Annotated in this window: 14 protein-coding genes; 6 read left to right on the top strand and 8 right to left on the bottom strand. The window is 49.5% G+C overall.

All coding sequences use genetic code 11. The annotated features are described in order from the left end of the window. Nucleotide 1: 1 nt before the first annotated feature. Nucleotides 2-5,626 carry a CHAT domain-containing protein gene (locus U2F10_RS07235; RefSeq protein ID WP_499871497.1) on the bottom strand — a complete coding sequence of 1,875 codons (5,625 nt, stop codon included), beginning with the start codon at nt 5,624-5,626 and terminating at the stop codon, nt 2-4. A 562-nt stretch (nt 5,627-6,188) separates the two neighbouring features. Between U2F10_RS07235 and fbp the strand changes: the two genes are divergently transcribed. From fbp to U2F10_RS07205, 6 genes are all read left to right on the top strand, one after another. Beyond that, nucleotides 6,189-7,256 (top strand): class 1 fructose-bisphosphatase, encoded by a 1,068-nt coding sequence (gene fbp / locus U2F10_RS07230; RefSeq protein WP_163669121.1) that lies wholly within the window; start codon nt 6,189-6,191, stop codon nt 7,254-7,256. Between the two features lie 89 nt (nt 7,257-7,345). Then, complete coding sequence (tal, locus tag U2F10_RS07225; protein ID WP_499871495.1) at nt 7,346-8,485, top strand: transaldolase; 1,140 nt, start codon at nt 7,346-7,348, stop codon at nt 8,483-8,485. Between the two features lie 99 nt (nt 8,486-8,584). Further along, nucleotides 8,585-10,114, top strand: coding sequence for a glucose-6-phosphate dehydrogenase (gene zwf / locus U2F10_RS07220; RefSeq protein ID WP_163669125.1), 1,530 nt, complete (start codon nt 8,585-8,587; stop codon nt 10,112-10,114). Nucleotides 10,115-10,246: 132 nt separating this feature from the next. Beyond that, nucleotides 10,247-11,587 carry a glucose-6-phosphate dehydrogenase assembly protein OpcA gene (gene opcA, locus U2F10_RS07215; RefSeq protein ID WP_163669127.1) on the top strand — a complete coding sequence of 447 codons (1,341 nt, stop codon included), beginning with the start codon at nt 10,247-10,249 and terminating at the stop codon, nt 11,585-11,587. A 504-nt stretch (nt 11,588-12,091) separates the two neighbouring features. After that, nucleotides 12,092-13,276, top strand: a complete 1,185-nt coding sequence (locus U2F10_RS07210; RefSeq protein WP_499871493.1) for an HhoA/HhoB/HtrA family serine endopeptidase — start codon at nt 12,092-12,094, stop codon at nt 13,274-13,276. A 277-nt stretch (nt 13,277-13,553) separates the two neighbouring features. Further along, on the top strand, nt 13,554-13,970 hold the full coding sequence (locus U2F10_RS07205; protein ID WP_006519597.1) for a hypothetical protein: 417 nt from the start codon (nt 13,554-13,556) through the stop codon (nt 13,968-13,970). An 83-nt stretch (nt 13,971-14,053) separates the two neighbouring features. Here the strand turns inward: U2F10_RS07205 and U2F10_RS07200 are convergent, their stop codons facing one another. From U2F10_RS07200 to U2F10_RS07170, 7 genes are all read right to left on the bottom strand, one after another. Next, entirely contained in the window at nt 14,054-15,490 is a 1,437-nt protein-coding gene (locus U2F10_RS07200) for an AAA-like domain-containing protein (RefSeq protein ID WP_499871491.1), read from the bottom strand. 33 nt (nt 15,491-15,523) lie between these two features. Next, nucleotides 15,524-19,930 (bottom strand): AAA-like domain-containing protein, encoded by a 4,407-nt coding sequence (locus U2F10_RS07195; RefSeq protein ID WP_499871489.1) that lies wholly within the window; start codon nt 19,928-19,930, stop codon nt 15,524-15,526. A 3-nt stretch (nt 19,931-19,933) separates the two neighbouring features. Then, a complete protein-coding gene (locus tag U2F10_RS07190) occupies nt 19,934-22,132 on the bottom strand; it encodes an AAA-like domain-containing protein (protein WP_499871488.1) in 2,199 nt (732 codons plus the stop codon). Nucleotides 22,133-22,488: 356 nt separating this feature from the next. Beyond that, entirely contained in the window at nt 22,489-23,931 is a 1,443-nt protein-coding gene (locus tag U2F10_RS07185; RefSeq protein ID WP_499871619.1) for a carotenoid oxygenase family protein, read from the bottom strand. Nucleotides 23,932-23,995: 64 nt separating this feature from the next. Then, nucleotides 23,996-24,970 (bottom strand): hypothetical protein, encoded by a 975-nt coding sequence (locus tag U2F10_RS07180; protein WP_499871486.1) that lies wholly within the window; start codon nt 24,968-24,970, stop codon nt 23,996-23,998. A 226-nt stretch (nt 24,971-25,196) separates the two neighbouring features. After that, nucleotides 25,197-26,228, bottom strand: coding sequence for an endonuclease/exonuclease/phosphatase family protein (locus U2F10_RS07175; protein WP_499871485.1), 1,032 nt, complete (start codon nt 26,226-26,228; stop codon nt 25,197-25,199). 182 nt (nt 26,229-26,410) lie between these two features. After that, a complete protein-coding gene (locus U2F10_RS07170) occupies nt 26,411-26,938 on the bottom strand; it encodes a hypothetical protein (protein WP_163702800.1) in 528 nt (175 codons plus the stop codon). Nucleotides 26,939-26,997: the final 59 nt, after the last annotated feature.

Raw genomic sequence — 26,997 nt, 5'->3', positions numbered from 1 at the left:
TCTACCAGGGGCTGCCCACCAGGGTGTATGTCGACCAGTAAAAAGGATGGTCAAAATCCCAACGTCCGTGATATTTCAGTTCTGGAAAATGCGCTAATGCTTCCCCATCAAAACCATATAATGTCCCATCTGCAAACGACAGTTCACCTCGTAACATAGCTAGCTGTGCCTGGCGTAGGGCATTGGCTCGCACTGAATTTTCCTGTAGATTGTCATAAAAATAGGTCATTAACCCTAGCGTTCCCTCATCACTGATGGGCCAGAGACTAGCAACGGAGGTTTGTACCCCCGCATTCACCGCTAAGCCAGCAAAGCCATATTCGGCCTCACGATCGCCCAGAGCCGTGTTGCAAGCGCTTAATACCATCAGGGCAATGTTGGCATCCTGTAAGCCTAAGGTGTGGACTTGATCCAACTGTAGGGGCTGGTCCCACAGTTGAATATAGGAATTGTGTGGTTCACCGGGGGCAAACACACCATGGCTCGCTAAATGAACAATCCCATACTGATTGCGGGCAACTTGGGTTTGCAAATTATTGAGGGTAAATCTTTCATTGAGAAATACCTCACTCTCATGAAATGCTTCGGTAACAATGTTTAGTTCTTCAGGTACAGCGGGTAGAATCTGTTGTGATTGAAACTGCGCCGCTCCCATGGCTAGCAGGTGAGTGTTCTCCAGTTGAGAATAGAGAAAATTTTCAGGATTAAAGTCAGTCAAGCTAAAACTGGGAATCACCCCTAAGCTGTAACGTTCAACTAAGTACTCATTCCCATCGTGAAGTGCGGCAACGGGTAGAGTACGTAAACCTGTGTCCATGGCCAGGGCTAAGCTTTGGATTCCTTGGCTTTGTAATTCATTTTCTATGGGCGAGATCAACCAGCTATATAGCTGTTGAGCAGGGGGCAAGTATTGGGATGGGACAGATATGGAGTTGGTTACCTGGGCGTAAAAATTCTCTGCTATGGCCATTACGTCACTGCGGGTAACCCCTTCAACTTTTCGTCGTATGGTCTGTCCTGTATGGGTGATTAGAAGGAGTCCCAATTCATCATTATTGGGGTTTAAGGGACTAGACTCGGATGCTGCTGTAGTGTTCTCTTCCGATGGCAAAAAGTATATGTATAGAACACCGGGCTTTACCCCCATAATCTCTTCAACATTACCAAGGGTTGCTTGGGCCGAGGCCAGGCTGGTGGATGAGATGCTAACACGCTCGTATAGATTTAAGTGAGACTTAAACTGATCGGAAAATGAATTTTCTAAACGTTCAAACAGCGCACTGTTAGAATCATTGGCACCCACTGAAGACGTTGCTTCATCTAAGGGGGTAGCGCGGCTGTCGAGGAGCGGAGATCTCAAATCGGTAGTAAATAGGGAATTAGCTGTAGGTAGTTCAATAACCGTAGGCAGGTTAGTACTTAGGGGGGAGTTAACTGTGGGAGAAGGATTACGGGTGAGCGGTGTGGGAGGAGTGGGGGGAGTGGGAGGTGCTAAGATGTCTTGGGTTAGAAAAGTGATATTGCCAAGGGAATAGCTATTTAAATACGAGTTATCTATGGCAATTTTAAATTCACCACTGGTGATCAGGGCATCACTGCCTAGAATGCTGCTATCACCAACTCGAAAAGGGGTGGCACTATTGCCGCCATGGCGAATAGTAATGTTACCTGTGCCATTGGTGGCGGCTGTGGAAATACTGGCGACGTATCCGTCTAAACTGGTAAAGCTGTTGGTGGCTCGAAAGAATTGGTCGGTGGTAATATCCACATTGCCGCCTGCACTATCTCCCTCGGCTCGAATGCTTTGAACCTGAATAGTATCTGCTGCATTCAGGGTGACATTGCCCCCTGTAGTGCCAGTGGTGTCAATCTGTTGTGAGGTAATTGTTGTTGCTGCATTAACGATGGTATCACCACCATCCAGAGGGCCCGTGGTCAAAATATCTTGAGTCCTGATAGCTCCACCGCTGTTGAGTATCACACCTCCTGGAGCTGTGAGATTAGCAGTTGTGATATCTTTTGCCGCTGATAGTGTAAGGTCAGGTGCTGTCAGATTAAAGCCTTGGGTATCAATCTTTCCATTGTCTTGAGGAGAGATAATCGTAGTGGGAGAAAGTAGGGTTATATTGTCTCCTAGGGTAATGGTGCCACTACCCTCCGCATGACCAATGGTAATAGCTGTAAAGCCACTGTAGATACTTGCTAATTCAGCTGTGGAAATTGTCAGAGCAGAGGGGGTATCAGAACCGCCTAGTTGAATATCTCTGGAGGTTGACAAGGGAGAAAGATTTAATGCTTCAGTCCCTACAAGGGCCGTGCCTAGACTGATAGTGTCTCCTATATAGGTAAGTGGACCGGCACCGCCATCTAAATCTTCAGTAAATCCGGCACCGTTGGTAAGAATGTTGATCTGGTCGGATTGATTGCCTGCGATCAGATTTTGGATGTTGGAGAAATTGTCTACTCCTGTGCCATTACCGGTATTGCTAGCTGTTAAGTTCCAAGTACTGTCAACATTGTCACCAATTAAGGTATTACTACCGATTCCGCCATTTATAAACTCAATGGGGGTATTTGCATTGAGCCTAAACGTGTCGTTACCGTTGCCGCCAATGAAGGATTCCAGTGTATTAAATTCATCAAGGCCGGTTGCATTATTGGTTTGAAAATCAACATTAATATTGGTGGTGTAGGCGCTGTAATTAGCTGTGTCGCTGCCATCGCCGCCAGTTAGGGTGCCCGTGATTGAGGCACCATTGCTAAAGATAAAATTATCATTGCCGGCCTGACCGTTTAAATTTTCAAAGCCATTGAAGGCTAGGGTGTTGATAGTGCCAATATCCGTACCAGTGAGAGTAATGTCGTCGTTACTATTTGTTCCCTGTAACGTATCAGTATTACCACTACCTCGAAAGTCTTCTATATTGGTGAATGCTGCGACGTTTGTTGTTATTTGATTCTCAAGATCGATGGTGACACCAATGGCACTAGACCCGTAATCTAGGGTGTCTGTTCCTAAGCCTCCATCCAGTGTGGTCCACGTTCCTCCATTGACAACAAAACGATCGTTACCATCCCCTAACAGAATAGTCTCAAAGCCTTGAAAGTTAGTACCATTTAAGGTGCCAGTGGCTGCACTCGTGAGTGTAGCCACATCATCAGTGTTTGTCCCTTGCAGTGTATTAGAACCACTTCCAGCAATTATATTTTGAATATTGCGGATGCCCCCAGTACCCGGTGCATTACCAGTTTCCAGGTCGAGGGTCATATCTGTAATGTAGGCACCGTAATCTAGAGTGTTGTTACCCGTCCCACCATCAACGATGCCGCTAATAACAGCTCCATTTCCAAAAATAAAGCGATCGTCTCCACCGGCACCATTAACTGTTTGAATGCCAGCAAAATTTATGCCATTAAACGTGCCAGCATCCACCCCTGAAAATGTGATGGTGTCATTGCCATCAGCCCCTGAAATCGTATCATTGGTACCATTGCCAACGACAATTGAATCGATGTTTTTGAAGCTCAGACCGTTATTAAAAAGGTCATTGAGATGACCTTGATTGCTGGCTGTAATTACCCAAGGTGTTACCCGATTGGGACCTCGTAGAACATTTGCCCCAAGGAGAGTGACAGGATCTTGAAACGGAGTTGTGCCTCCATCTGTAACAGAATCATTGAGAGTAATGGTACCTGTCCCATCGGAGCGTCCGATGGTGATGTTAGTAAAACCATCTTGCAGGGCTGAAACATCGGTTTCTAAAAGGTCCAGATCGAATAAAGTATTAGTGCTGGGTCCTACGTTAATGGCTAGGGTTGGATTGTCAGGTGCAATTGATAACGTTGTGCCACTAATGGAGTTGTTGCCACCATTTAAATTTAGCTCATTGCTTCTGACGGTAATGTCCTCAGCATCTAGCCTACCTGATACAGATGTGAGCAGTGGAGCTGCAAGATTAACATTGCCAGCCCCTGTTCCTGTTCTTGTATCCAGGGACTGGAGAGTAATAATTGTGCCTGAAATGCTGATATCTCGCCCCGACGTTTTCAAGGTATTGTCTGTTCCACTCATGAAAAAGCTACCGATAAAGTTGTTATCAGCGTCAGCTATAAACGTAATGGAGCCTGTTCCTGGTTGAAACGTCAGTTCATTGTTGCTACCTAAATCAATGTCGATGTTGGTATTGGCCTGTAGAATAATGTTGTCATTACCATTCCAGCTTTCTAACGTGTTGGCGTGTAGGGTTAACGTACCGAGGTCGTTATCAGTCGCATTGATATTGGGGAATAAAAGCGATTCTGTTGCAACTTCAGCAGGTGTACCACCGCTGACAATGCGAATATTGTCGGGATCAAATAAGATGGTACCTGATTCACCCTGGGGAGCGCTGAGGGAAAATTCTCCATCGAACCCTAGATGCTCTTTCCCAGAAATTTCAATAAAGCCGCCATTACCCCCTTGCTGTCCTCCCTGGGCATAGGCACCGCCGCTAAACACCGTGGCGTCATCGGCCCAAACAATTATCTGGCCCCCATGGCCTTGCTGTAGGGCACTGGCATTGATTTCAGAATCCTGGTTTACCCACGTGTACGTTGCGTTTGGTAGAGGACCTGTGCCTTGATAATTACCGCCAATATAGATCTGGCCGCCTTGGTTGATCCCATCGGCATTAATGGCTGCATCGACCAGGGAGACCCGGTCGCCTAAAAGTGCAATTTGCCCACCCTGATTACCAGCACTGCTGATGGTGCCAGTAATGGCCACATGTCCTGCTGAGGGGGTAATGGTTTCTGTTTGCGTGAGGCTGACCGTACCGTCTGTGTTGACGGTTAGGGTATCGGCATTGTCGATGTTATTGCCGGTGAGGAGGGCTGGCAGGCTGGTAGGCGTGACGCTAGGACCAGAAACTGTCTCAGCCCAGGGTGTAACCTCCAGGGTGAGTATTTGATCCGCCTGGCTTAAGCTAACTCGGTTGCTATCTGTCACGGCAGCCACAGTAACTGTGCCTGCAGGAGCCGTAATCGTCCCTACATTGGTAAGACTGCCCCCGAATAGACGGATATGTTGCCCAGGATCGACCTGTAGGTTTCCTAAATTAATCAGATGAGCGGGGGGAGAGATAAATGCCAAACTGTTAGGATGGCCGACTAACGCTTGAGGATCTGCACCATGGGTGAACCAGCCCTGATCAAATCCGATGGTGTCAGCCGTTGTGGCCGTGAAATCTCCATTGAGATTGAGATGAACGTTGGGGCCAAAGAGGATGCCAGCTGGGTTGAGTAACCAGAGATTAGCACTGGTTGGAACAGCTAAGCCACCATCAATAATGGATGCTTGATTTCCCTTAACCTTCCCTAGGATATTTTCCACTGAGTCAGGAGCAACAAATGTAACCGTTTCGCCAGTGGCTACATTGAACGCTTCAAACTGATGAAAGAGATTTGTTCCATCTGTTGACTGAGTACCCCCAGTGATTTGAATCTGATCCCCTGCCGTGGTGATAGCTGTTGTTCCTGTAGGTTGTAGTTGCCCCCAGGCAGGAGGGCTACTTAGGGTAAAAATACCTAACCAGCCCACTAACTGTAAGACATATTTAGCGGGCTGCTGCCATCCCGAATAGCCCATAATGTTGATAATGCTGAAGCCTGACAAAAGAAGGTTGTAATTATTACAACTCCCCCTTTCTAATCACAGCTAACTTATCGATGAAATGTAACCCTAATGACACGGGTTTTTATCCTAAAGTTGCTGTGAAAGCGATGGCGGTGTAAATGCTTACAGTAGTAACAAGATTTATAGTAAACGGCGCAGTAGATGTAATTACCTACTTGTTTTTACGTACATTTGCTTATCGCCCTATTCGTTTCGTAATGAATAAATGATCCCTGGGGGTGAATGTTGTTAGACCTATGAAATGTGACTCAGGCCAGACTCATCTATTTCTTATTTGTTTAAAGCTATTTAAAACTTTGTAAGCACCTTGGATGACAAATTTAGGAGTGTTTCTGTAACTGATCTAAAAGTTTTTTTCATTTCCTAGATCAGGTTTCTAACATGGGCAATAGAAGTATCTAATGGCATTGGTAAGCGATCCAAATAATTTCTTAATTACTCGGATGTTGTCCCGATGGCCAATAGATGCTTCATTCGCTCACCCACCTCAATCACAAGAGGGAATGGAGGTTCTATGGTTGAAACCTATCAACCATCTCACGAGGCCACGTTAGATCGTGACTCAATGACGCTGTCGCGCCATGTATTGCAGCAACTTCAAAGCTTTGGGCCAGATGCTCAAGATCTAAGCGCTTTGATGAATCGCATTGCCCTGGCTGGCAAGCTGATTGCTCGGCACTTATCGCGAGCGGGCTTAGTCGAAGATGCCCTCGGGTTTACCGGGCGTGAAAATGTACAGGGGGAATCGGTTAAGAAAATGGACGTCTACGCCAACGACGTCTTTATTTATGTCTTTAAGCAAAGCGGTTTGGTCTGTCGCTTAGCTTCTGAAGAGATGGAGGCTCCATTCTATATTCCTGAGAACTGTCCCATTGGGCGATATACCTTGCTATACGATCCCATTGATGGTTCATCCAATGTAGATATCAATCTCAATGTTGGTTCAATTTTTGCCATTCGCCAGCAACGGGGTAATGATGAAGGGCAAACGGGCAAAGACCTGTTGCAGCCAGGACGAGAACAGTTAGCGGCAGGCTATATTCTCTATGGCCCAAGTACGGTACTGGTATATACCATCGGTACAGGGGTGCATATGTTTACCCTTGATCCCAGCCTGGGAGAGTTTATCCTTTCGGAAGAGAACATTACAATTCCTGCCCATGGGCCTGTTTATAGTGTAAATGAAGGTAACTTCTGGCAGTGGGATGATTCTATCCGAGATTATATTCGTTACGTACACCGCCATGAGGGATACTCAGCTCGCTACAGTGGTGCGTTAGTGGGAGATTTTCATCGTATTTTGACCCAGGGCGGAGTTTTCCTGTATCCAGGCACTGTGAAAAACCCGGATGGTAAATTGCGCTTGCTTTATGAGTCGGCTCCACTGGCCTTTTTGGCAGAGCAGGCGGGGGGACAGGCCTCAACGGGAACCCAGGAAATTTTAGATGTGCTTCCCGATCGGTTACATATGCGTACGCCTTTAGTTTTGGGCAGTACAGAAGATGTGGCGTTAGTGAAATCGTTTATTCAGGATCGATTTCGCGAGCGTGAAGCTGAAATCGCTGCCATTGGCCAAGCTTAATTGGTAACTCCTTGCTGTCGACAGCGGAATTTTTTCTGTACAAACAAAACTTTTGAAAACACGAAACACCCATATAGGATATTTACCCTATGACTACAGCGAATGACAGTCCAATTCTGCATCTAAAAGACCATGGTCAAAGTGTGTGGATGGATAATCTGAGCCGAGATTTGCTTGTTTCTGGCGAGCTGGTCAAGCTAATTGACAGTCGAGATGTACATGGGATTACCTCTAACCCGGCGATCTTTGAAAAAGCGATCGCAGGTAATGAAATCTACGATCAAGAAATTGAAGCGGGGGTACGGGCTGGTCAGTCCGTTGATCAAATTTACGAGACTTTGGTCTTTGATGACATCCAACGGGCCTGCGATGTGCTTAAGCCAGTGTACGAATCCTCCCATGGTTTGGACGGCTATGTCAGCCTAGAAGTCCCCCCCAATCTAGCCCATGATGCTGAAGGCACCCTTGCTGAAGCCCGTCGCTATGCAGCTGCGATTGGGCGTCCCAACCTGATGATTAAGATCCCAGGTACACCCGAGGGGCTAAAGGCCGTTGAGCAGACTATCCGCGATGGGATCAACGTCAATGTGACGCTACTGTTCTCAGTACAGAGCTATATCGATACGGCCTGGGCCTATATTCGGGGTCTAGAAGGTCGCTTGGCGGATGGCCATGACATTAGCGCCATGGCATCGGTGGCTAGTTTCTTCTTGAGCCGCATCGATAGCAAGGTTGACAATACCCTTGATCAACTGGCGGAGTCCGATAAGAGTAAGCGGGATCAGATTGCTGGCTTGAAAGGTAAGGTTGCGATCGCAAATGCCAAGCTGGCTTACCAAGAATACAAAAAGATCATTCAAAGCGATCGTTGGCAGGCACTGGTTGCTAACGGTGCAAACGTGCAGCGCCTACTGTGGGCTAGCACCAGCACTAAGAACCCTGCCTACAGCGATGTCATGTATGTAGATGAGCTGATTGGTCCAGATACTGTAAATACCCTGCCTCCCCAGACCATTGAAGCCTGTGCCGATCACTGTGATGTGAACAGCCGCCTTGAAAGTGATGTGGATGCTGCCTATGCAGTAATTGAAACTCTTCCCACCGTGGGCATTGACCTTGAGCAGGTGATGGATGAGCTGCTGGCTGAAGGCATCGATAAGTTTATTAAACCCTTTGACCAGCTGATGGATTCATTGGTGATGAAGGTTAAGCAGCTGTCGCCTGCATAACAATAAACGTAGAGGCATCCCCCTTGTGGGTGCCCACTTCGCAGCCTAGGGCACCCATAAGCGGTGCTCCTACCATTTTTATTTTCCCTTTACCCCCAAATGGTTTCTCTCCTCGAAAATCCCCTCCGCGTTGGTCTCCAGCAAGATCGTATTCCAGAGCCTCAGATTTTAGTTATTTTTGGTGCGTCGGGAGATTTAACCCAGCGTAAGCTGGTGCCCTCTCTCTATAAAATGCGCCAAGAGCGTCGGCTACCACCAGAGCTAACAATTGTGGGGGTATCTCGTCGAGAATGGAGCCACGAATTCTTCCGTGAGCATTTAAAACAGGGTATTGAAGACTACGGTGGTGGTATTCATAACCAGATGCTTTGGGAGAACTTTGCCGCTGGACTGTTTTACTGTCCGGGTAATATTGACAAGCCAGAGAGCTATCAGAAGCTGAAAGTCTTTTTAGCTGAGCTGGATGAGAAACGATATACGCGAGGCAATCGGCTGTTTTATCTGTCGGTTGCTCCACGCTTTTTTGCTGAAGCCACCCAACAGTTGGGGGCTGCGGGCATGCTGACAGACCCAACCAAGCAGCGTTTAATTATTGAAAAACCCTTTGGCCGTAACCTGGCATCGGCTCAATCTTTGAACCAAAAAGTAAGAGCGGTGGTGCCGGAGGAGCAGGTCTATCGTATTGACCACTATCTCGGTAAAGAGACCGTTCAGAATCTACTGGTCTTCCGATTTGCCAACGCCATTTTTGAGCCATTGTGGAACCGGCAGTTTGTCGATCATGTGCAGATTACGGTGGCAGAAACCGTTGGTCTAGAAGGGCGTGCTGGCTATTATGAGACTGCTGGAGCCCTGCGGGATATGGTGCAAAACCACCTGATGCAGTTGTTTTGCCTAACGGCGATGGAACCGCCCAATTCCCTGGCAGCCTCCAGTGTGCGGGACGAGAAAGTTAAAGTATTGCAGGCAACACGACTGGCCGATCCTCTTAACCTGGATCGTTGTGTTGTGCGGGGGCAATACACCAATGGCTGGATGAAAGGACAGCCTGTACCTGGCTACCGCCAAGAAGAAGACGGGTTAGAACAATCGACGACCCATACTTTTGCCGCCATTGAGATGCGCGTCGACAACTGGCGTTGGCAAGGGGTGCCATTTTACCTACGTACGGGTAAACGGATGCCCAAAAAAGTATCGGAAATCTCAGTACACTTCAAGCAGGTGCCTCACCTAATGTTCCAGTCGGCGGCAAAGCAGATGAATGACAATATTCTGGCCTTGCGAATTCAGCCCGATGAAGGTATTTCCATGCGGTTTGAAGTGAAAACACCGGGCAGTTCTTTGCGGACACGCTCAGTAGATATGGACTTCCGTTATGATGCAGCTTTTGGTAAACCCAGCACCGATGCCTATGCCCGCTTGTTGGTGGATGCCATGCTCGGGGATCAAACCCTATTTACCCGAGGAGACGAAGTAGAAGAATCGTGGCGGGTGCTTACACCAGTCTTAGAAGCTTGGGATAGCCCAGCCGATCCTGCCCAGATTCCGTTATATGAAGCAGGTACATGGGAGCCAGTAGAGGCCGAATTCTTGCTGAATAAAGTCGGTCGTCGTTGGCGAAGACTTTAGTTATACGTTTATTAGTTATTAGTTATTAGCCATTTCAACCCAAAGAATCAATAACCAATAACTAGGACCCAACACCTCAAACCTCAAAACTTCCACCCCCTGACCTTACTATTCAATTGCGCGGTTAAAGCCATGGTGACCTCTCTAGTTACGCTACAAAAGCCTAAAGACATTTCAGTTGACGATATTGAAGCCGAGCTTCGGGAGATATGGCATAACTATGCTGCTGATGCTTCCGGTGTAGCGACGCGAGCCACGACGTTTAATGTCATCATTTATGAGCCAGAAGAGATTCAGCAGTTGTTGGCAACTCTAGGCTTTTATACCAAGCCTATTGATGGGCAGCATGGGCCAGAGACAAGACGTGCGATCGCGATCGCCCAGCAAACCTATGGCTTACCCATTACCAACCGGGTGGATCAAGTAACTTTACAGCGTCTGCGCGATGAGTTTCGGGCCCTATCTCCTGAGCTGCGTCGCTATACAAATGCCGACCTGCGGGGCTTTAGCCTTAACGAAGCCCTAGCGGCCCAAAACCCTTGTCGGGTGATTACCCTTTGCCCCACCTTTGGCGATGAAGATACTGGCGTTACGGCCCAGGTGTCTGCCTATTGCCCGATTCAGAAAAGCAGTAACAGTCGTCTAGTGTGCTGTGAGTACATTACGTTGCGAGGTACGAAGAAAGCGCTGGATCGGGTGGATAACCTGGTTAAATCTTTAGTGATTGACGATCTGCCTAAATTTATCTGGTGGAAAGCTACCCCTAATCCAGAGCAGCTTCTCTTTCAGTCCATGGCCTCTCTCGGTAGCTGCATAATTTTAGACTCCAGCTACTATGGCAATCCTGAGTCAGAGCTACTAAAGATCCATCAGCTAGTGGACAGCGGTACTAAAGTGGCTGACTTAAACTGGTATCGTCTGGCTCCGTGGCAAGAACTATCTGCCGCTTCCTTCGATCCACCTGAGCGACGGTTGGCATTGTTGGAAATGGACCAGGTGGGTGTCGACTACGAGAAAGGTAATGCCGCCCAGGCACTACTGTATCTTGGCTGGTTAGCCAGTCGTCTACAGTGGCAGCCTGAAGATTATCAATTAGAAGGCGGCGACTACGATTTACGACGCATTACCCTCAAAGGTAACCATGGCCGCTCCATTGATGTGGAATTAGCTGCTATTCCGGTGGCTGATGTGGGGGAAGTGCTGGGTGATTTGACCGGCTTGCGGATGTCATCGACTAATCTTGATGCTAACTGCTGCACCATTCTCTGCTCTGAGACGGCAGGCTGTATGCGAATGGAGTCTGGTGGGGGTGCGCAGTCTTGCTATATCCAAGAAGTAACAGCTATCTCTGACCAACGTTCTGATTTGTTATTAGAACAGCAGCTACAACGCTGGGGTGAAGATGTGCTGTTTGAGGAGAGTTTGGCGGTTACAGCTCAAATTTTGAAGCTGTTAAATAATGCTGAGAAGTAGTGAGTAAGAGGCAATTGCTGACGCCTGGATTTTAGGTTTCAGGTGCCAAGGCTCCGAATTTAGCAAACCTGATTGTATGAATAATCCCGTAAGGGCAGATCTTATACGACATCCTGACTAATAGCGCCCGGTACCGAAGGGCATTCACAAGGGGGGTGCCCCTACAGGATTGTCCATTTTTAATCGAGCTTAATGAATTCGGATTCGATACTATATCTGTTCTAGGTACAAAAGAGCCAGGCATAGCTATGCCTGGCTCTTTTGTTGTTTGAGCATCTGACTTAATGTTGCATTTAAAGCCTTATTCTGATCTTTCTCCATAAGGGACAGTTCAGCGCTCCGGAAGCATTGCGTGTGACTGCATCTGGAAGACATCACTCCTTATTTTGTAGGGTTATCCTGACTTTCAAAGTCTTAAAGACGTTGCAAACTATGAAGAAAGACTTAAACCAGGTTTGACCATGGACGGTCAGACCGCACCCCGTTGAATTGAGAGCACGTCCCATGCGTCAGATCAGGAACTACGCGTTAGTTATTGTCCTCAGTGTGGCATTGACATTAACCTCGTTGAGGCTATTTTCTAAATGGATCATCCCACCAACCATTGCTGAAGTGGGAGCGCCTGCAGCGCAGCTAGTAGAGGCTTCAAGGATTCCAGATAGCCCCCATAATTTTGTTGCAGCGGCGGTTGATCGTGTGGGTCCAGCCGTTGTTCGTGTGGATACGGAACGTACGGTTGCTACCCGTGGGCCTGATCCATTTTTTAACGATCCGTTTTTCCGTGGTTTCTTTGGCGAGGATGCATTTCCTCAGTTACCCCAGGAATATCGTCAACAGGGGCAAGGGTCTGGCTTTATTGTCGACGGCAGTGGTTTGGTGCTGACCAATGCCCATGTAGTGAACGGCGCGGACAAGGTCACCATTACCCTGCGGGATGGCCGTACCTTTGATGGCGAAGTGAAGGGAACTGACGAACCTTCTGATTTAGCAGTTGTTAAGATTACAGGCGATAACTTACCCGTAGCCCCTGAAGGAGATTCTAGCCAGCTACAGGTGGGCGACTGGGCAATTGCTGTGGGCAACCCGCTAGGTCTGGATAATACAGTTACTTTAGGGATTATTAGTACGCTTAACCGTTCTAGCTCTCAGGTGGGTATCCCAGATAAGCGTCTGGACTTTGTGCAGACAGATGCGGCCATTAATCCGGGGAATTCCGGTGGTCCTTTGCTCAATGAACAGGGAGAGGTCATCGGCATTAATACCGCTATTCGGGCTGATGCAGAAGGGATTGGCTTTGCGATTCCCATCAATAAGGCGAAGGAAATTCAAAGCTTTTTGGCTCAGGGTAAGAGGGTGCCTCACCCATTTATTGGTATCCAGATGACCAATTTGACTGTGGAGCAGGCGAAGCAGATCAATGAAGATCCGAACTCTGTGCTGACGGTGCCTGAGACGGAAGGTGTGTTGATTGTGCAGGTGGTGCCAGATAGCCCTGCGGCGAAAGGTGGACTGCGGCGTGGTGATGTGATTGTCAAAATCGATGATGCCGCTGTGACTAATGCCGAACAGTTGCAAGATGTTGTTGAGGGTAGCAAGATTGGTCAGGCGTTGAAATTCGAGGTAATGCGGGGTGATCAAATGAAGAATCTGACCGTGCGACCTGCCGAGTTGCAAGAGGCGGCTCAATAGGTTTTGGGGGGCTGGGCTGGACTTCGGCGTGAGACTTCAGCTTGAGACTTCGGCGTGAGCTCAGTCGAACGCTCAGTCGAACGCACAAGGCACAGCCCCTACAGGATTATCCATTCCCATACCAAATCCGAATGCATTACCCCCGATTAAAAGTGGATAATCTCATAGGGCCATATCCTTATGGTTGCCCTTCGATATCGGGGACAGGTAACCAGGATTTTGTATTAGTCAAGATCTGTCAAGGCTTGTTAGCCATTTGTTTTGAGGAGTAATCACCATGTTGTTATGCCAAATTGAAATGCAGGCTTTGGATCCTGTTGCTCAGGAGCCGACTTATTATATTGTTGGTCGTTATGGCTTTGATCCAGGTCTGCAGGAACAGGAAGAAGTATGGATTAACTGGCAGATATGGGATAAAAAGTTTGAGATTAAGTCGAAGGTTGTTGGGCGGCGGAAAGAGATTTATGTAGATGGTAAAAGTATTGCCTTGGGGATGAGTGAGAGCGAAAAGGAGAAATTTTTGGTAATTTATCCCGACGGTATTGAGACGTTATCAGATGGGGCTAGTTTGTTTTTGTTGAGGATCTTTGTAGAGGCTATAGATAAGGAACAGTTGTTTGAAGTGCAAAAGGCTCTTGCCCAGGGTGAGCGTAGGCTGAGACCGCAGGGGCAGTTGCCTAAGACAAAGCAATAGTATTGAAAGACGTTCCATGGAACGTCTGTACATTTCCTGTACATTTACAAATTGGAATTTAATTGATTTTGCTTCCTAACGTTTTAGCGGGCCACAAGTAGGATTATTACGGATAATATTAAAAGGCCACAGAGTATCAGGCTCAGGGTGAGTTGCTGTTTGAGTTTGGCTATGCGACGGGTTGCGATCGCATCTGCTTCTTTCAGCATTTGTTCTTTCTCTCGTTTGCGAATCGCCTCCTGTCGGGCAATGGTCTGTTCATAAATATGGGACTGGCTGCTCATCAAAAACTGATGATGCTCTTCGCTTAGGCTCTGGGTGCCGGCCCAGGTTCTGGCTTCTTGTAATGTTTGCTCATTGAGTAACCACCGAGCATCACACTTTGAAGAAAGCCACTTGTCTAGCATTTTTTGGTAAGGACATAGGGATGTGAGGCGGCGGTCAACCCACCAGGGTCTAAAGATTTCGGCATAGATTTTATTCGCGACTTTCAGATAGGCTCCTTCTTTGACGACAAGACCCGTCAGCTGTAATTCGTTGTGTTCTGGGCTGCCGTCGAGCAAGACAATGCGCGACTGTAGTATGTCTCGATAAACTTCTAGCAGTCTCTGGGCACGGGAACTATGGAGAAGTCTATCTTGAATGGTTTTGAGGTGTTCAGGGGTGTCTTGCTGTAGCCAGTCTTGGATAATTTTTCGTTCGACGAGTTTATCAACGTAGGGGGCTGGATAGGCCCGAGGTTCAATGTCGGCTTCGCTGACGATGAGTTGGCATAGTTTTTGGGTTAAAAATGGCTGCCCGCCTGTCCAGCGGAGGATGCACTGAATGAGTCCTTCTGAATATTCTGATAGGTGTGCCAGACCGGTGCTGAGGGGTTTGGCTTCTTCTAGGGTAAAGCCTCTGAGTTGGATGGCGGTGCCGATGTTGAAGGGGGTGCGATCGCGAGCTGAAATTAACTCTGATGGTGTAGCAACACCAATGAGGGTGATGGTGAGGCGGCGGTAGTCAGGATGCTCAGCTCGTTCTTGGTAAAAGTAACGAATGAGGGAAAAGAAATCGTCACTAAAGTCGAACTGAAACAGGCTATCGATTTCGTCGATAAAGATAACGATGGGCTGCTGAATTTCTTTTAGGAGAACGTCTTCGATGAATTCGCTAAAGCGCTGAATTGGTGTCAGACCGTCTCGCGCTTGCCACCAGGGGATAACTTTTAACTTGATGCCCAGGCTACGGCTGAGGCGACGGATGACACCAAGATACCAGGCTTCGGAGGGCATGCCGTGTTCGACTATGGCGCTAACTTCAATGACCCCGCAGGCTATGCCTTGGACTTTTAGGCGCTGGGTGGTTTGCACCCGTAGGCTGGATTTGCCCATTTGGCGAGCATTAAAGATATGGCAGTATTCTCTTTTCAGCAGTGTTTGGAAGAGGTCTTCGTCAGCCTGGCGGGAGATGTAGGTGGGGGCGTCCTGGCGTAGGGCTCCGCCGACAGTGTATTGGTAGGTGGATGCTTCACTCATAGGATATGTTGCTTCAGTAACATGTCGCCGAAGTTATCGAACACCTCCGCCTCTTCTATTAGTTTCAGCTTCACTATTAAGGCGCTGGGCACGTTGCGTGGGATTAATTTGTAAATCAGGATTCCAATCCAATGCTGTTTGATAGCGTTCTACAGCTAGGACCACTTGACCTTGGACGGCTAAGTTATCACCTTCTTTGAGTAAGGCGGGAGCAGCTGCTAGCCTACGGGCTGAAGTATGGCAGAAGGAAAGTGTTTCTAAATCCGCAGGATGATTGACAAAATGAGAATTTAGATGATTGCAGCCGAGGGTTAGGAGACTATCCAAATCATTAAACTTCCACACGCGGGCAGTGTTGTCAGAGCTGGCGGTGACGATGCGTTGGCCATCGTGGCTGAAGCTGGCGTTTATGACAATGTCTGTATGGCCCTTGAGCTCGGCGAGTTGGTCTCCCGAGGCGGCATCCCACACACGAGCGGTGTTGTCAGAGCTGGCGGTGACGATGCGTTGGCCATCGTGGCTGAAGCTGGCGTTTATGACACTGGCTGTATGGCCCTTGAGCTCGGCGAGTTGGTCTCCCGAGGCGGCATCCCACACACGAGCGGTGTTGTCATCGCTGGCGGTGACGATGCGTTGGCCATCGTGGCTGAAGCTGGCGTTTCTGACAATGTCTGTATGGCCTTTGAGCTCGGCGAGTTGGTCTCCCGAGGCGGCATCCCACACACGAGCGGTGTTGTCAGAGCTGGCGGTGACGATGCGTTGGCTATCGTGGCTGAAGCTGGCGTTTATGACAATGTCTGTATGGCCCTTGAGCTCGGCGAGTTGGTCTCCCGAGGCGGCATCCCACACACGAGCGGTGTTGTCATCGCTGGCGGTGACGATGCGTTGGCCATCGTGGCTGAAGCTGGCGTTTATGACAATGTCTGTATGGCCCTTGAGCTCGGCGAGTTGGTCTCCCGAGGCGGCATCCCACACACGAGCGGTGTTGTCAGAGCTGGCGGTGACGATGCGTTGGCTATCGTGGCCGAAGCTGGCGTTTATGACAATGTCTGTATGGCCCTTGAGCTCGGCGAGTTGGTCTCCCGAGGCGGCATCCCACACACGAGCGGTGTTGTCATAGCTGGCGGTGACGATGCGTTGGCCATCGTGGCTGAAGCTGGCGTTTATGACCCAGGCTGTATGGCCCTTGAGCTCGGCGAGTTGGTCTCCCGAGGCGGCATCCCACACACGAGCGGTGTTGTCATCGCTGGCGGTGACGATGCGTTGGCCATCGTGGCTGAAGCTGGCGTTTCTGACCCAGGCTGTATGGCCCTTGAGCTCGGCGAGTTGGTCTCCCGAGGCGGCATCCCACACACGAGCGGTGTTGTCATCGCTGGCGGTGACGATGCGTTGGCCATCGTGGCTGAAGCTGGCGTTTATGACACTGGCTGTATGGCCCTTGAGCTCGGCGAGTTGGTCTCCCGAGGCGGCATCCCACACACGAGCGGTGTTGTCAGAGCTGGCGGTGACGATGCGTTGGCTATCGTGGCTGAAGCTGGCGTTTATGACAATGTCTGTATGGCCCTTGAGCTCGGCGAGTTGGTCTCCCGAGGCGGCATCCCACACACGAGCGGTGTTGTCATCGCTGGCGGTGACGATGCGTTGGCCATCGTGGCTGAAGCTGGCGTTTCTGACACTGGCTGTATGGCCCTTGAGCTCGGCGAGTTGGTCTCCCGAGGCGGCATCCCACACACGAGCGGTGTTGTCATCGCTGGCGGTGACGATGCGTTGGCCATCGTGGCTGAAGCTGGCGTTTATGACAATGTCTGTATGGCCCTTGAGCTCGGCGAGTTGGTCTCCCGAGGCGGCATCCCACACACGAGCGGTGTTGTCAGAGCTGGCGGTGACGATGCGTTGGCTATCGTGGCCGAAGCTGGCGTTTATGACAATGTCTGTATGGCCCTTGAGCTCGGCGAGTTGGTCTCCCGAGGCGGCATCCCACACACGAGCGGTGTTGTCATAGCTGGCGGTGACGATGCGTTGGCCATCGTGGCTGAAGCTGGCGTTTATGACCCAGGCTGTATGGCCCTTGAGCTCGGCGAGTTGGTCTCCCGAGGCGGCATCCCACACACGAGCGGTGTTGTCATCGCTGGCGGTGACGATGCGTTGGCCATCGTGGCTGAAGCTGGCGTTTATGACAATGTCTGTATGGCCCTTGAGCTCGGCGAGTTGGTCTCCCGAGGCGGCATCCCACACACGAGCGGTGTTGTCATCGCTGGCGGTGACGATGCGTTGGCCATCGTGGCTGAAGCTGGCGTTTATGACACTGGCTGTATGGCCCGAAAGTTGATGAATTTCAGGCATATTTTCTCGAAGAGCACTGTCTAAAGCCAGAATTGGACTAAAGGCGGGGTAAGTCTCATTAGCATCCAATTGCTTCTCAACCTCATGGAGCTTTTGCCCAGTTTTCATAGCCACCAGCAGCGACTCTACATTTGGAAACTGTTGCCATTGTCGTAGGGCAAAGGCTCCATCTCGCTCTAACCGCGCCCCTTCTCTTGCTCGGCCTAATTTTGCTTCTGCTTCTACTTGCTGTGCTTGGGCACTACGAAACTTTTCTGCTGCATCGTCAGCCAATTGTTCAGCATTATTCAGTTCTCGTTGTGCAGCTTCTACCACTGCTTGGGCAGCCTGAACATCTTGCAAAGCTACTTGCTCTTTCTGCTGTGCTACTAACAAATTTTCATTAGCTTGCTGAGCCTCTTGTTTAGAAATCTCTGCCTCATCCTCAAACTTCTTTGCGTCCTTCTCAGCTTTCTCGGCATCTTTCTCTAGAGTCTGCGCATCTTTTTCTAGAGTTTTCTTGTCTCTTTCTAAGGTGTCATTATCTACCAATAGTTGAGCATTCTCAGTAGCAGCTAGTTTAGCTTCTGTCTGAGCCTCCTCTGCCACAGCCAATCGGTTAACAGCTATCCCACCCGCAATCACCGCACCAATAATGCTGCTCGCCAGCAAATACCCTCCCCACCGCAGCCGTTGTCCCGTCTTCCTCAGCTGACCTTTCTGTTCCAAAAGCTGTTGTTCTTTCTCTTTCAGTTCTTCATCCGCTTTTTTCAGTCGCGCTTCAGCTTCCTCATTGGCCTCCGCCAAAATCGCCTTCGCCTGCTGCTCAGCAGTTAACACCTTACTCAGCTCTCGCCGCCCCAACTCCTGGCTAGCATCCAAAAACAACCGATCATCATCGCTTAAACGCTTTCCGGCTGCCCAAGTCCGTGCCTGTTGCAAAGCATCCCCCTGCAATAACAGCGCCTCATCCTGCCGCCCAGACGCCACCCAAGCCGCAATCGCCGTCCCATAGGGCCGCAGCTTCAACAACCCAGCATCAATCCACCCCTGATCAAATACCGCCTTATAGATCGGATTAGCCACCCGCAGATAGTTTTGTTCTTCTCTTATTAGCCCCGACAGCCGCAGCTCAATCTGTTCATCACTACCATCTGCCGCAATCTCTTCCGATTGTAAGATCCGCTGATACAGACCCAACAGCCGCCCGGTTCTCTCCTCATCTGCAAGAATTCGATCCCGAATTGTCTTTAAATGCACCGATACATCCTGAGCTTCCCAGTCATCAATCACCCGCGACTGCACCAGCTGCTCTACCAGGTCCGCCTCACTGCCAGCAGCAATCGTAAACTTCGATGCTGCAATTAACTGACATAACCGCTGGGTCAAAAACGGCTGTCCCTTTGTCCAGTGCAAAATCTCACTTAACACCGCTGCTGGATTCTCAGCGACACCTTCCAACCCTGCGGTTAAGGGTGTAATTTCTCTGGGTTGAAACCCTTTAAGATCGATCAACCGACCACCAATGTTAAACGATGTACGCGTCTTATCCCGAATCAAATCATTCGGTGTCGTCACCCCCAGCAGCACAAAGCTCAGCCGATCAAACACATTTAGATCCGAGCGCTCCTGATAAAACGACCGAATCAGCGCAAAAAAGTCATCGTTAAAATCAAACTTCAACAGACTGTCAATTTCATCGATAAAAATAACAATCGGTCCAAGCAGTTCGTTTAGCAGCACATCCTCAACAAACTCACTAAACCGCTGCACAGGTGATAGACCATCCCGCTCTCGCCACCAGGGCAACACCTTCATCGATAGCCCCAAACTCCGACTCAATCGTCGGATCAGACCCAAATACCACTGCTCAGATGTAGCCCCCTCACCAACAATGCCGCTGACTTCTACTACACCACAGGCAATTCCATCCGTCTTCAACCGCTGCATCACCTGCACTCGCAGACTCGACTTACCCATCTGCCGCGAGTTAAACACATAGCAATACTCCCCAGCCTTCAGCGCGTCGTATAGCTCCTGATCTGCCTGCCGAGTCACATAGGTAGGCGCATCTTGCCTGAGAGCACCACCCACCGTGTACTGATACGCTGCAGCCATAGCTTACCCCTCCAAGTGCTCTCTAAAATACTCGCGATAAATCTCACATAGTGGCGATGCCTGATTCCCCGACAGCGTCACCAACCCCATACTCTCCAACTTGAACGAAGATTCCGCATCAATATCCACCGGACGACGCTTGGTTACTACCTGCCGAAACGCTTCTGCCAACTGTGGATAATCCTGTAGCACATAGAGATGTCGCCGCAGATGATCACTGTAAATCCCTGCCTCTGTCGCCGCTGTTTCAGTTAATGCATTTATACTCAAATCATCCCGCCGCAGATGATATAGCGCCTTACGAATCAAATAGGGATGTCCCCCCACCAACTCCATCAGCGCCTCAGTCTGACTGGCACTGGCCGACAACCCATATCGCTGAGCCAGATCCTGCACCTGCTCCGCCGAAAACTCCTCTAACTCTACATTTTTGCCCACATTGAAAGGTGACTGGTTAATATTCAACGGCACATAGGCCTCTGTGGAATGTACCACTACTAGCCGCAGTTTCTCCCATAGTTCGCTACCAAAATCCCCATAGCGGGCCGACTCATACCAGGATCGCAACAACCCAAAGAAATCATCCGCCACGGTGGCATGGGGAAACACCATATCTACTTCGTCTAGTGCCAGAATCAAGGGCGTATCTAAATCCTCTAGCAAACACTCTTCAAAGTAGGCAATGCATTTGTCTTTACTGCCAAAGCCCATCCAATAATCTTCTAGTTCTTTAAGCTTTTTCAATCGTCTGCCCACCTGGGAGCACAGCCACTTCAGCAGCAAATCTAAGTCATTGAATAACCGACTGTCTGCCCGCTGAAAACTCACCGGCACCGTTGCATACCCAAGCTCCCTGCCATGGTTCAGAATTCGCGCCATCAGGGATGTCTTACCCATTTGTCGCGGTGCTTTAATGCGAATCAACGAGCCTGGCTGTTCAATCTCAGCAAAACAATCAGTTTCAATCGGTGGACGATCTACATAAAGGCCAGATTTTAGCGGTACCGAACCTCCTGGCTCTCGCTGTAGCTCCGGTTCAGCCACCGGTAGCGGCGGTCGGTCGATGCTATCGGCCACCGGTCGGATGGGGACTACAGACTCAGTCTCAGCCGGGGCAATGTCCCGCTGCGCCTTGTGCTCCTGCATCAGCGATCGCAATTCCTGCAACAAGGCAGGCGTATCTGCGGCTGAGCGCCATTCCCGCTGCTGAATTTGCTGTAAATACCCCCGCAGCTCATAATTTAGCGGGTCATCTAGAGGAAACTGCACCCGAATGGGCAAAATCACCGGGCGATTGTTTTCTCGCTGATCCCGCAGACTCCGCGCCCGCTTTACCTCTTCAGTCACCATCTCACTGGTCGCTGACAAAGGCGACAGCAGCAGTAAAAAATAGTCACATTGGTGCAGCTCAGTGCTAATGCGCTTACGCCAATTTTCTCCCAGCTTGATGCTCTCTGCCGCCATAAAGGCTTCATGGCCAGCTGCCTGAAACGCATCGTAAAAGTCCTGGGCGAGGTCCTTATCCGGAGCCTCATCGCGATAGCTAATGAAAATCCGCCGTGTGGCAGTTCGACTGTCTGAAGGGCTAGCTTTACTGCCGAACCGATCATCAATGACCTTGCCAGCACGGGTCCGTAGAACGGGTGTGGCTACTTCCTCAGCAATGTCTTCTAAATCAATGGCTGTACGCCCCATTTCATAAGCGGCTTCATAGGAGCTGCTATGACCCAGGGCAGTGTAAAATCCCCGTGCAAAACTAATGGCCGCTACATCGCCAATGGGCTGATTCATGCCAATGACACAAGATACAAACTGGCTAATAGCTTGGGCCTGACTATCGGAATAGCAGGCATTGAGCAAGACACACTCCACATTGGAGACCTGCTGAAATAAGCGTGCCAGGGCTCGCGTCGGCACCAGCTGACTCCGACCTCGACTATCATCTAGGACTAAGCCATGATCACCAACACCATGCCCGACAAAATGCACAATGTGAGGCTGGTGGGACATCAGTGCCTGAATTAGATCCTCAGTGCGGACAGCCCATTCTGAAACGATTTGAAACTGATCCCGCTCTTTGGATAGCTGGATACTGCGCTGAATACTACGCACTTCTTCATCTAGACTCAGCCTGGCTGTATCACTAGGATTGGCCGCCAGCACCAAAATTTTGCGCAATGGTAGTTTGGCATTTAAGGGCATAGTAAGACAGCTTAGCAGTGGCCAATCAGAAATTTATTCCTTTACTTAAAATTACACAAATTTTAGTTGATGTCTTACTCCGAAGACATCTGTTTACATAGGTCACCTGCTTATGACGGCTGTTTGATGTTTTGCGGTTTTATTTGAAGATTTGGGCAGATGCTCTAATGAATTCTGCAATCGCTGCACTTAGCTTTGTAGTTTTCTGACCTCATATTGGGATAGCCTAATTTGCCTGGATCAGAGGTTATGGCAAGGTCGCTTGTATTTGTTCTGCATTGGCCTCCTGTAGGGGCTGTGCCTTGTGCCTGCCCCGTGACATCATGTGCTATTAACCAGAATTAAACAGGTCATAATCATCGAGATTTCCAAGTTCCATGAAATCCAAAGGGAATAATCTCGGGGAGTTCCAACACACAAACTGGGCCTGCTTCTAGGTTGTCGGCTTGTAAAATCTGGACTGTGCTTTGGTCGTGGTTGCCGTCGAAGACGATGGTGAAGATCCAGCCAGAACCTTGAGAGTTGGGAACGTAGATTGGTTCGATGGGATAGCAGCCTTTGGTAAATGTCATTAGGTTGGTGTGGCCATCGTCAGGGGCTAAACGGCCAATACTGTCGAAGTATTCTTCGTTTTGGGGATGGGACTTGTAACAGAAAAAGAGAGATTTATGGTGATGGCCCACATCATGGGGAGAGGTCATGGGAAACTCGCTGTCTAAATCAAATAGGGATTCGTTGGATAGGACTTTGCCTGCGATCGCATCAATCTGTAATCGAAAAAGTCTTGATGAGGCTTGGGTTTTGGGAAATCCGGTGACAAATTCTTGGAGCCACTGATTGGTATCAAAATTTGAATAGCGGGCATAGTCGATCACAATGGAATCATCGTCTGCTTGATAGCCGTTGCCAAAGTGCCATTGATACCAGGGATCGGTGGCAAACCGTGAGACTTCTGTGAGGGTATTGCGGTCGACAATGATAACTTGGGTGCCATGTTGGGGTTTCCACGCCATGGCATCGCTAAAACCCTTGGTTCCTAACAGGATGGGCAATACTGATAAAACTACGGGTGGGATCAGAAAAACCAGATAAGGGCCTGCTATGACAAAGTCATGAACCAATGCAGTCCGAGGCAGTGGAATCTGGCTTTGTTGGCGCATCTGGCCAGAGGCATCAAGGCGGTATAGCTGAATGGAGTTTTTAGGACCGAGGACAACGCCAAAATTGTAGATGTCTCCGGTTTTTGGGTCCCGTTTGGGGTGAGCTGAAAAGGGCTGCCCTGGCTGTAGGTAGCCCAAGTTATCTAAGCCGATGGTGTCTAGGGTGTCTAGATCTAAGGCGTGAGGGTTACCCGCTTCCCAAAGGGCCAGGAGCTTATCGGGTAGGGCTAACACAGAAGTGTTGGCTGCATTTTTGGGCTGAGTGCCCCAGCGTTTCCAAAACGGGCCGGGGGCCATTTGCCCATAGCCCGCATATAAATATTCGTCAGCGGCGGCTTCTGCCTGGAATCCCTGGGTTTGAACATAGCGATACAGCCCGGTTGCCCCTGCATCGGTAAAATGGATGGCCAGGATGCCGCCATCGCCATCAAACCAATGGTGGGTGGTTTGTCCGCCACGCTGTAGACGGCCTGCTCCATTGCGGTATAGGCTGCCTCTCAAGTCTGCTGGGATTTGCCCCGCTAGAACGGGTAGGGTAACGGGACCAAATTCGACGGCAGGTTTTGCGATCGCACGCGACCAGAGGGGTTTACCCTGGCTAAAGGTGTCGCGAGTTTGGTCTCGCATGGAGGTTGGCATCACGGTTTTGGGGGCATCAACATTTACCAGTATAGAGATGCAAATGATCGCAACTAATCTGTTGTTAGATAAACGCTTGCAGTTCCTGTAGTAGTCTCTGATAAAGCTGATTCTGAGCGTCGCCCAGGGCTTCACGGGCGTCTTTGCGTTTCTGGAGACTATAAAACAGGGCTAGGTTACGTAGCTGATCGGCATCGGGAATTAAATTATGATCAAAGTTTGGATGCCTGGCTGTGTTATCCATTTGCCCATTGGTGGAGCCTAGGACAGCGGCTAATTTCTGGTGGCGTAGGGCTATTGCTTCATTGCTGCCTACCCGGATGGGGGCTGGCACCACTTTGACAACAATATAGTCGTGGGGAAATGGCTGGGTGCCATCTTCGGGAGTTTGTAGCTGTAGCTTATGCAGCTTAAACTTAGAGCCATCTACAGTCTCTTTGAAAAAGACATAGGCTCCATACCGTAGACGTGCTTCCCCTTCTCCCCCATCGCCATATAGATCGAGACTACTAAGAAAGATGCGGCGTTTTTCTTTTCTGACGGTGTTTACTTTCTGCATAACATCGAAGGTAACACCACCAAAGGGTAAAAAGGAGCTGAGAACCATACCAAAGGTATTTTTGATGGTTTGAAGACCCTGGCCAATGTCTTTGTTCAGGCTAATCTCCCCGGGGAGTTCCATGATCTCCACTTCCAGATGGACTCGGTCCAGGGTGGAATACTTTTCTTGCGAGTAGATATACTCACACAGCAGATTGTCTCTGACGATGCCGGCTGGAACGTCATTCTCGAAGAAGTTAATGGCTTCTACCATGGGAGCATTGCCATACTTGAGACGAGAACGGACCAGCAGATCGTTATCGCTTCTACTGTCGTAGGTTTTTACAATTAACAGACTCTCTAAGGTGACGAGAAATGAATCTCCTTCTTTGGCAACAGGATCTGTCGCAGATGGCTTGGCATCTGCGGGCCTGAGGGATGCTCCTGTGGCTGCATCTAACTCATTTAAGGGAATAAACCAATGGGGAGTGGGGTGCATATTTTCAGTGCCGATTTCTATACCGTTTAGGGCTAACGCATCATCATGGTTAGAGAGCGTTAGCCATACTCAATAAAAGCTCAAGCCTTTGAAAAATTGAGCAATACGGTACAGTATCGCCTCTTACCTCAGTTTACCCGCGCTCATGGGGAGCTTCGGGATATTTTAGGTATTCTTTACTGGGTGAGGGAGCTTACCCTGAGCGTGTCGAAGGGGGGCATGGGGATTACTTGGCGGGGCGGTATTCGAACTGGGCACGGATAATGCCGTGGTCTGAGGAGCCGTCTTCTTTGTGGTTGTCCCAATTGAGGTGGTCGTTGCTGACATCCATGCCCTTAAAGGCCCACAGACGCTGGCGTGAGTTGTCGTAAAATTCTTGGGATACCAGAATATGATCTAATGACTCTCGGAAGTTTTGGTAGATGTGGGTGTAGTACACGTTGCGATCGCTACGGTACTGCTGTAGCCGACTCACTGCATAAAGGTCCACATCGCTACCGCCCTGTTCTAATCCACTCAAAATATAGTTGGGCTGTCCAGTCAAAATATTTAGGGTATTGCTGCTTTCCCCATCGTTGAGATCCCCCAGAACGACCACTGGCTCATGGGTATTTTTCATGCGTTCTGTCAGAATCATCCGCAGGGCCGTAGCTTCGGCTGTACGGCGAATGGTGGAAATGGCTGAGCCTAGGGCTTCACTATGCTGTCTATAGTATTCATCTTCATCCCGGTACCAGCCTTCGCGGTAGACCTTAGTGGGGGCTTTGGACTTAAAGTGAGCGACGTAGATGGAGATGGGAGACGATTGCGATCGCACCTGCACCTGAAAATGCAGGACTGGTCGGGAGAATCTGTTGACATTGACAGAGATGCCTGATGTTTGGGCGTCATCGCCACCGCTTTCCAAAATAAATTTCTCTGGAAATGCGTCGATCCATTGGGGCTCGCCAACCAGAATATCTTTGCGTACTGCCCCGGCACAGACAATCCGCTGTCCACGATGGTCTTCAGGCACTAAGAGCTGATAATCGTCCAGTTTTTTATGGTCGAAAATATCTTCTAGTGCGCCTGTATGCCAGAGTTCCTGGAATCCCCAAACATCGGCCTCATTGTTGAGAATGGTACGACGGCTCCACTCTAGCTTGCGTTCGTAGGCTCCTTTATCCCAGCCGTCTAAATCAGAATAGATTCTTAGGCCTGGACGGTTAATGTTGTATAGATTAAATGTCGCAATGGTGAACTGGGTACGTCGGGCCATGGGAGTGCTAACGAATAGGGCTAAAAATAAGACAATTTGAGCGGTTTTGCAGACAATCTTGCAGACAATCTTGCAGACAACCTTGCAAACAATCTCTAATTCCTACGGTTCTTAGGAGTTAGATTTCTGACTGTATTAAAGGCATTAAAGATGCTGCATTAAACGACTTGCTACGGCCCGATTCACGGACTACCAGACGTTTTAGACGTTTTTGTCCGTTTGCGCGGTTGTAAAGGATTCACAATTTCATAAGGATCACTCCATTCACTGAGCGATAGCTGTAGACCTGTTAGGGGCAAGCGAATGTCGTTGAGGGTGAGCTGGCCAATGTGTTCCAGGTGCTGGTGATACTGCCGTTGTCGGTTTTTCCAACGGTGAGAATTGTGATATTTGCGATGACAGGAGCCGCAAAGCAAAGCCACCGGGTCTGATCCCGTTTGTTTTGATGCAGTCTTGTGCTGAACAGTGGGGGTATGCTTCTGCAGTTTGGTCACGTGGAGGGCCCAGCGGCGTGGGTGGGCTGCGATCGCCTCTACTTCATTACCAATGCGTGCAGCAAAATCGTCCAGGGATTCGTCATGACGCCGACAGTGTCGTCCACAGGTCCTGCATTGCCAATTTGCCGCTTGCTTGAGTGCAAGGGCATGGGATGGTTTTGCATTGTGGCTGGACGATGGCATTAACGTAGAAACACATTGGTCTTGCGCCATAGCTTAGCGCTAAATGACAGTTTTGCAAGGGGGGCATCGCCAAATACATCTGTAGGCTT

The organism is Leptothoe sp. EHU-05/26/07-4, assembly GCF_043421015.1.
GTDB classification, from domain to species: domain Bacteria; phylum Cyanobacteriota; class Cyanobacteriia; order Phormidesmidales; family Phormidesmidaceae; genus Leptothoe; species Leptothoe turfae.
Note: the sequence above shows the minus strand (reverse complement) of the source record. Positions and strands in the feature narration are given on the sequence as shown.

Coding starts and splice junctions, on each gene's coding strand:
- fbp (WP_163669121.1), top strand. CDS start 6,189: ATGGTTGAAACCTATCAACCATCTCACGAGGCCACGTTAGATCGTGAC.
- U2F10_RS07190 (WP_499871488.1), bottom strand. CDS start 22,132: ATGCCCTTAAATGCCAAACTACCATTGCGCAAAATTTTGGTGCTGGCG.
- U2F10_RS07195 (WP_499871489.1), bottom strand. CDS start 19,930: ATGGCTGCAGCGTATCAGTACACGGTGGGTGGTGCTCTCAGGCAAGAT.
- opcA (WP_163669127.1), top strand. CDS start 10,247: ATGGTGACCTCTCTAGTTACGCTACAAAAGCCTAAAGACATTTCAGTT.
- U2F10_RS07175 (WP_499871485.1), bottom strand. CDS start 26,228: ATGGCCCGACGTACCCAGTTCACCATTGCGACATTTAATCTATACAAC.
- U2F10_RS07210 (WP_499871493.1), top strand. CDS start 12,092: ATGCGTCAGATCAGGAACTACGCGTTAGTTATTGTCCTCAGTGTGGCA.
- U2F10_RS07180 (WP_499871486.1), bottom strand. CDS start 24,970: ATGCACCCCACTCCCCATTGGTTTATTCCCTTAAATGAGTTAGATGCA.
- tal (WP_499871495.1), top strand. CDS start 7,346: ATGACTACAGCGAATGACAGTCCAATTCTGCATCTAAAAGACCATGGT.
- U2F10_RS07205 (WP_006519597.1), top strand. CDS start 13,554: ATGTTGTTATGCCAAATTGAAATGCAGGCTTTGGATCCTGTTGCTCAG.
- U2F10_RS07235 (WP_499871497.1), bottom strand. CDS start 5,626: ATGGGCTATTCGGGATGGCAGCAGCCCGCTAAATATGTCTTACAGTTA.
- U2F10_RS07170 (WP_163702800.1), bottom strand. CDS start 26,938: ATGGCGCAAGACCAATGTGTTTCTACGTTAATGCCATCGTCCAGCCAC.
- U2F10_RS07185 (WP_499871619.1), bottom strand. CDS start 23,931: ATGCCAACCTCCATGCGAGACCAAACTCGCGACACCTTTAGCCAGGGT.
- zwf (WP_163669125.1), top strand. CDS start 8,585: ATGGTTTCTCTCCTCGAAAATCCCCTCCGCGTTGGTCTCCAGCAAGAT.
- U2F10_RS07200 (WP_499871491.1), bottom strand. CDS start 15,490: ATGAGTGAAGCATCCACCTACCAATACACTGTCGGCGGAGCCCTACGC.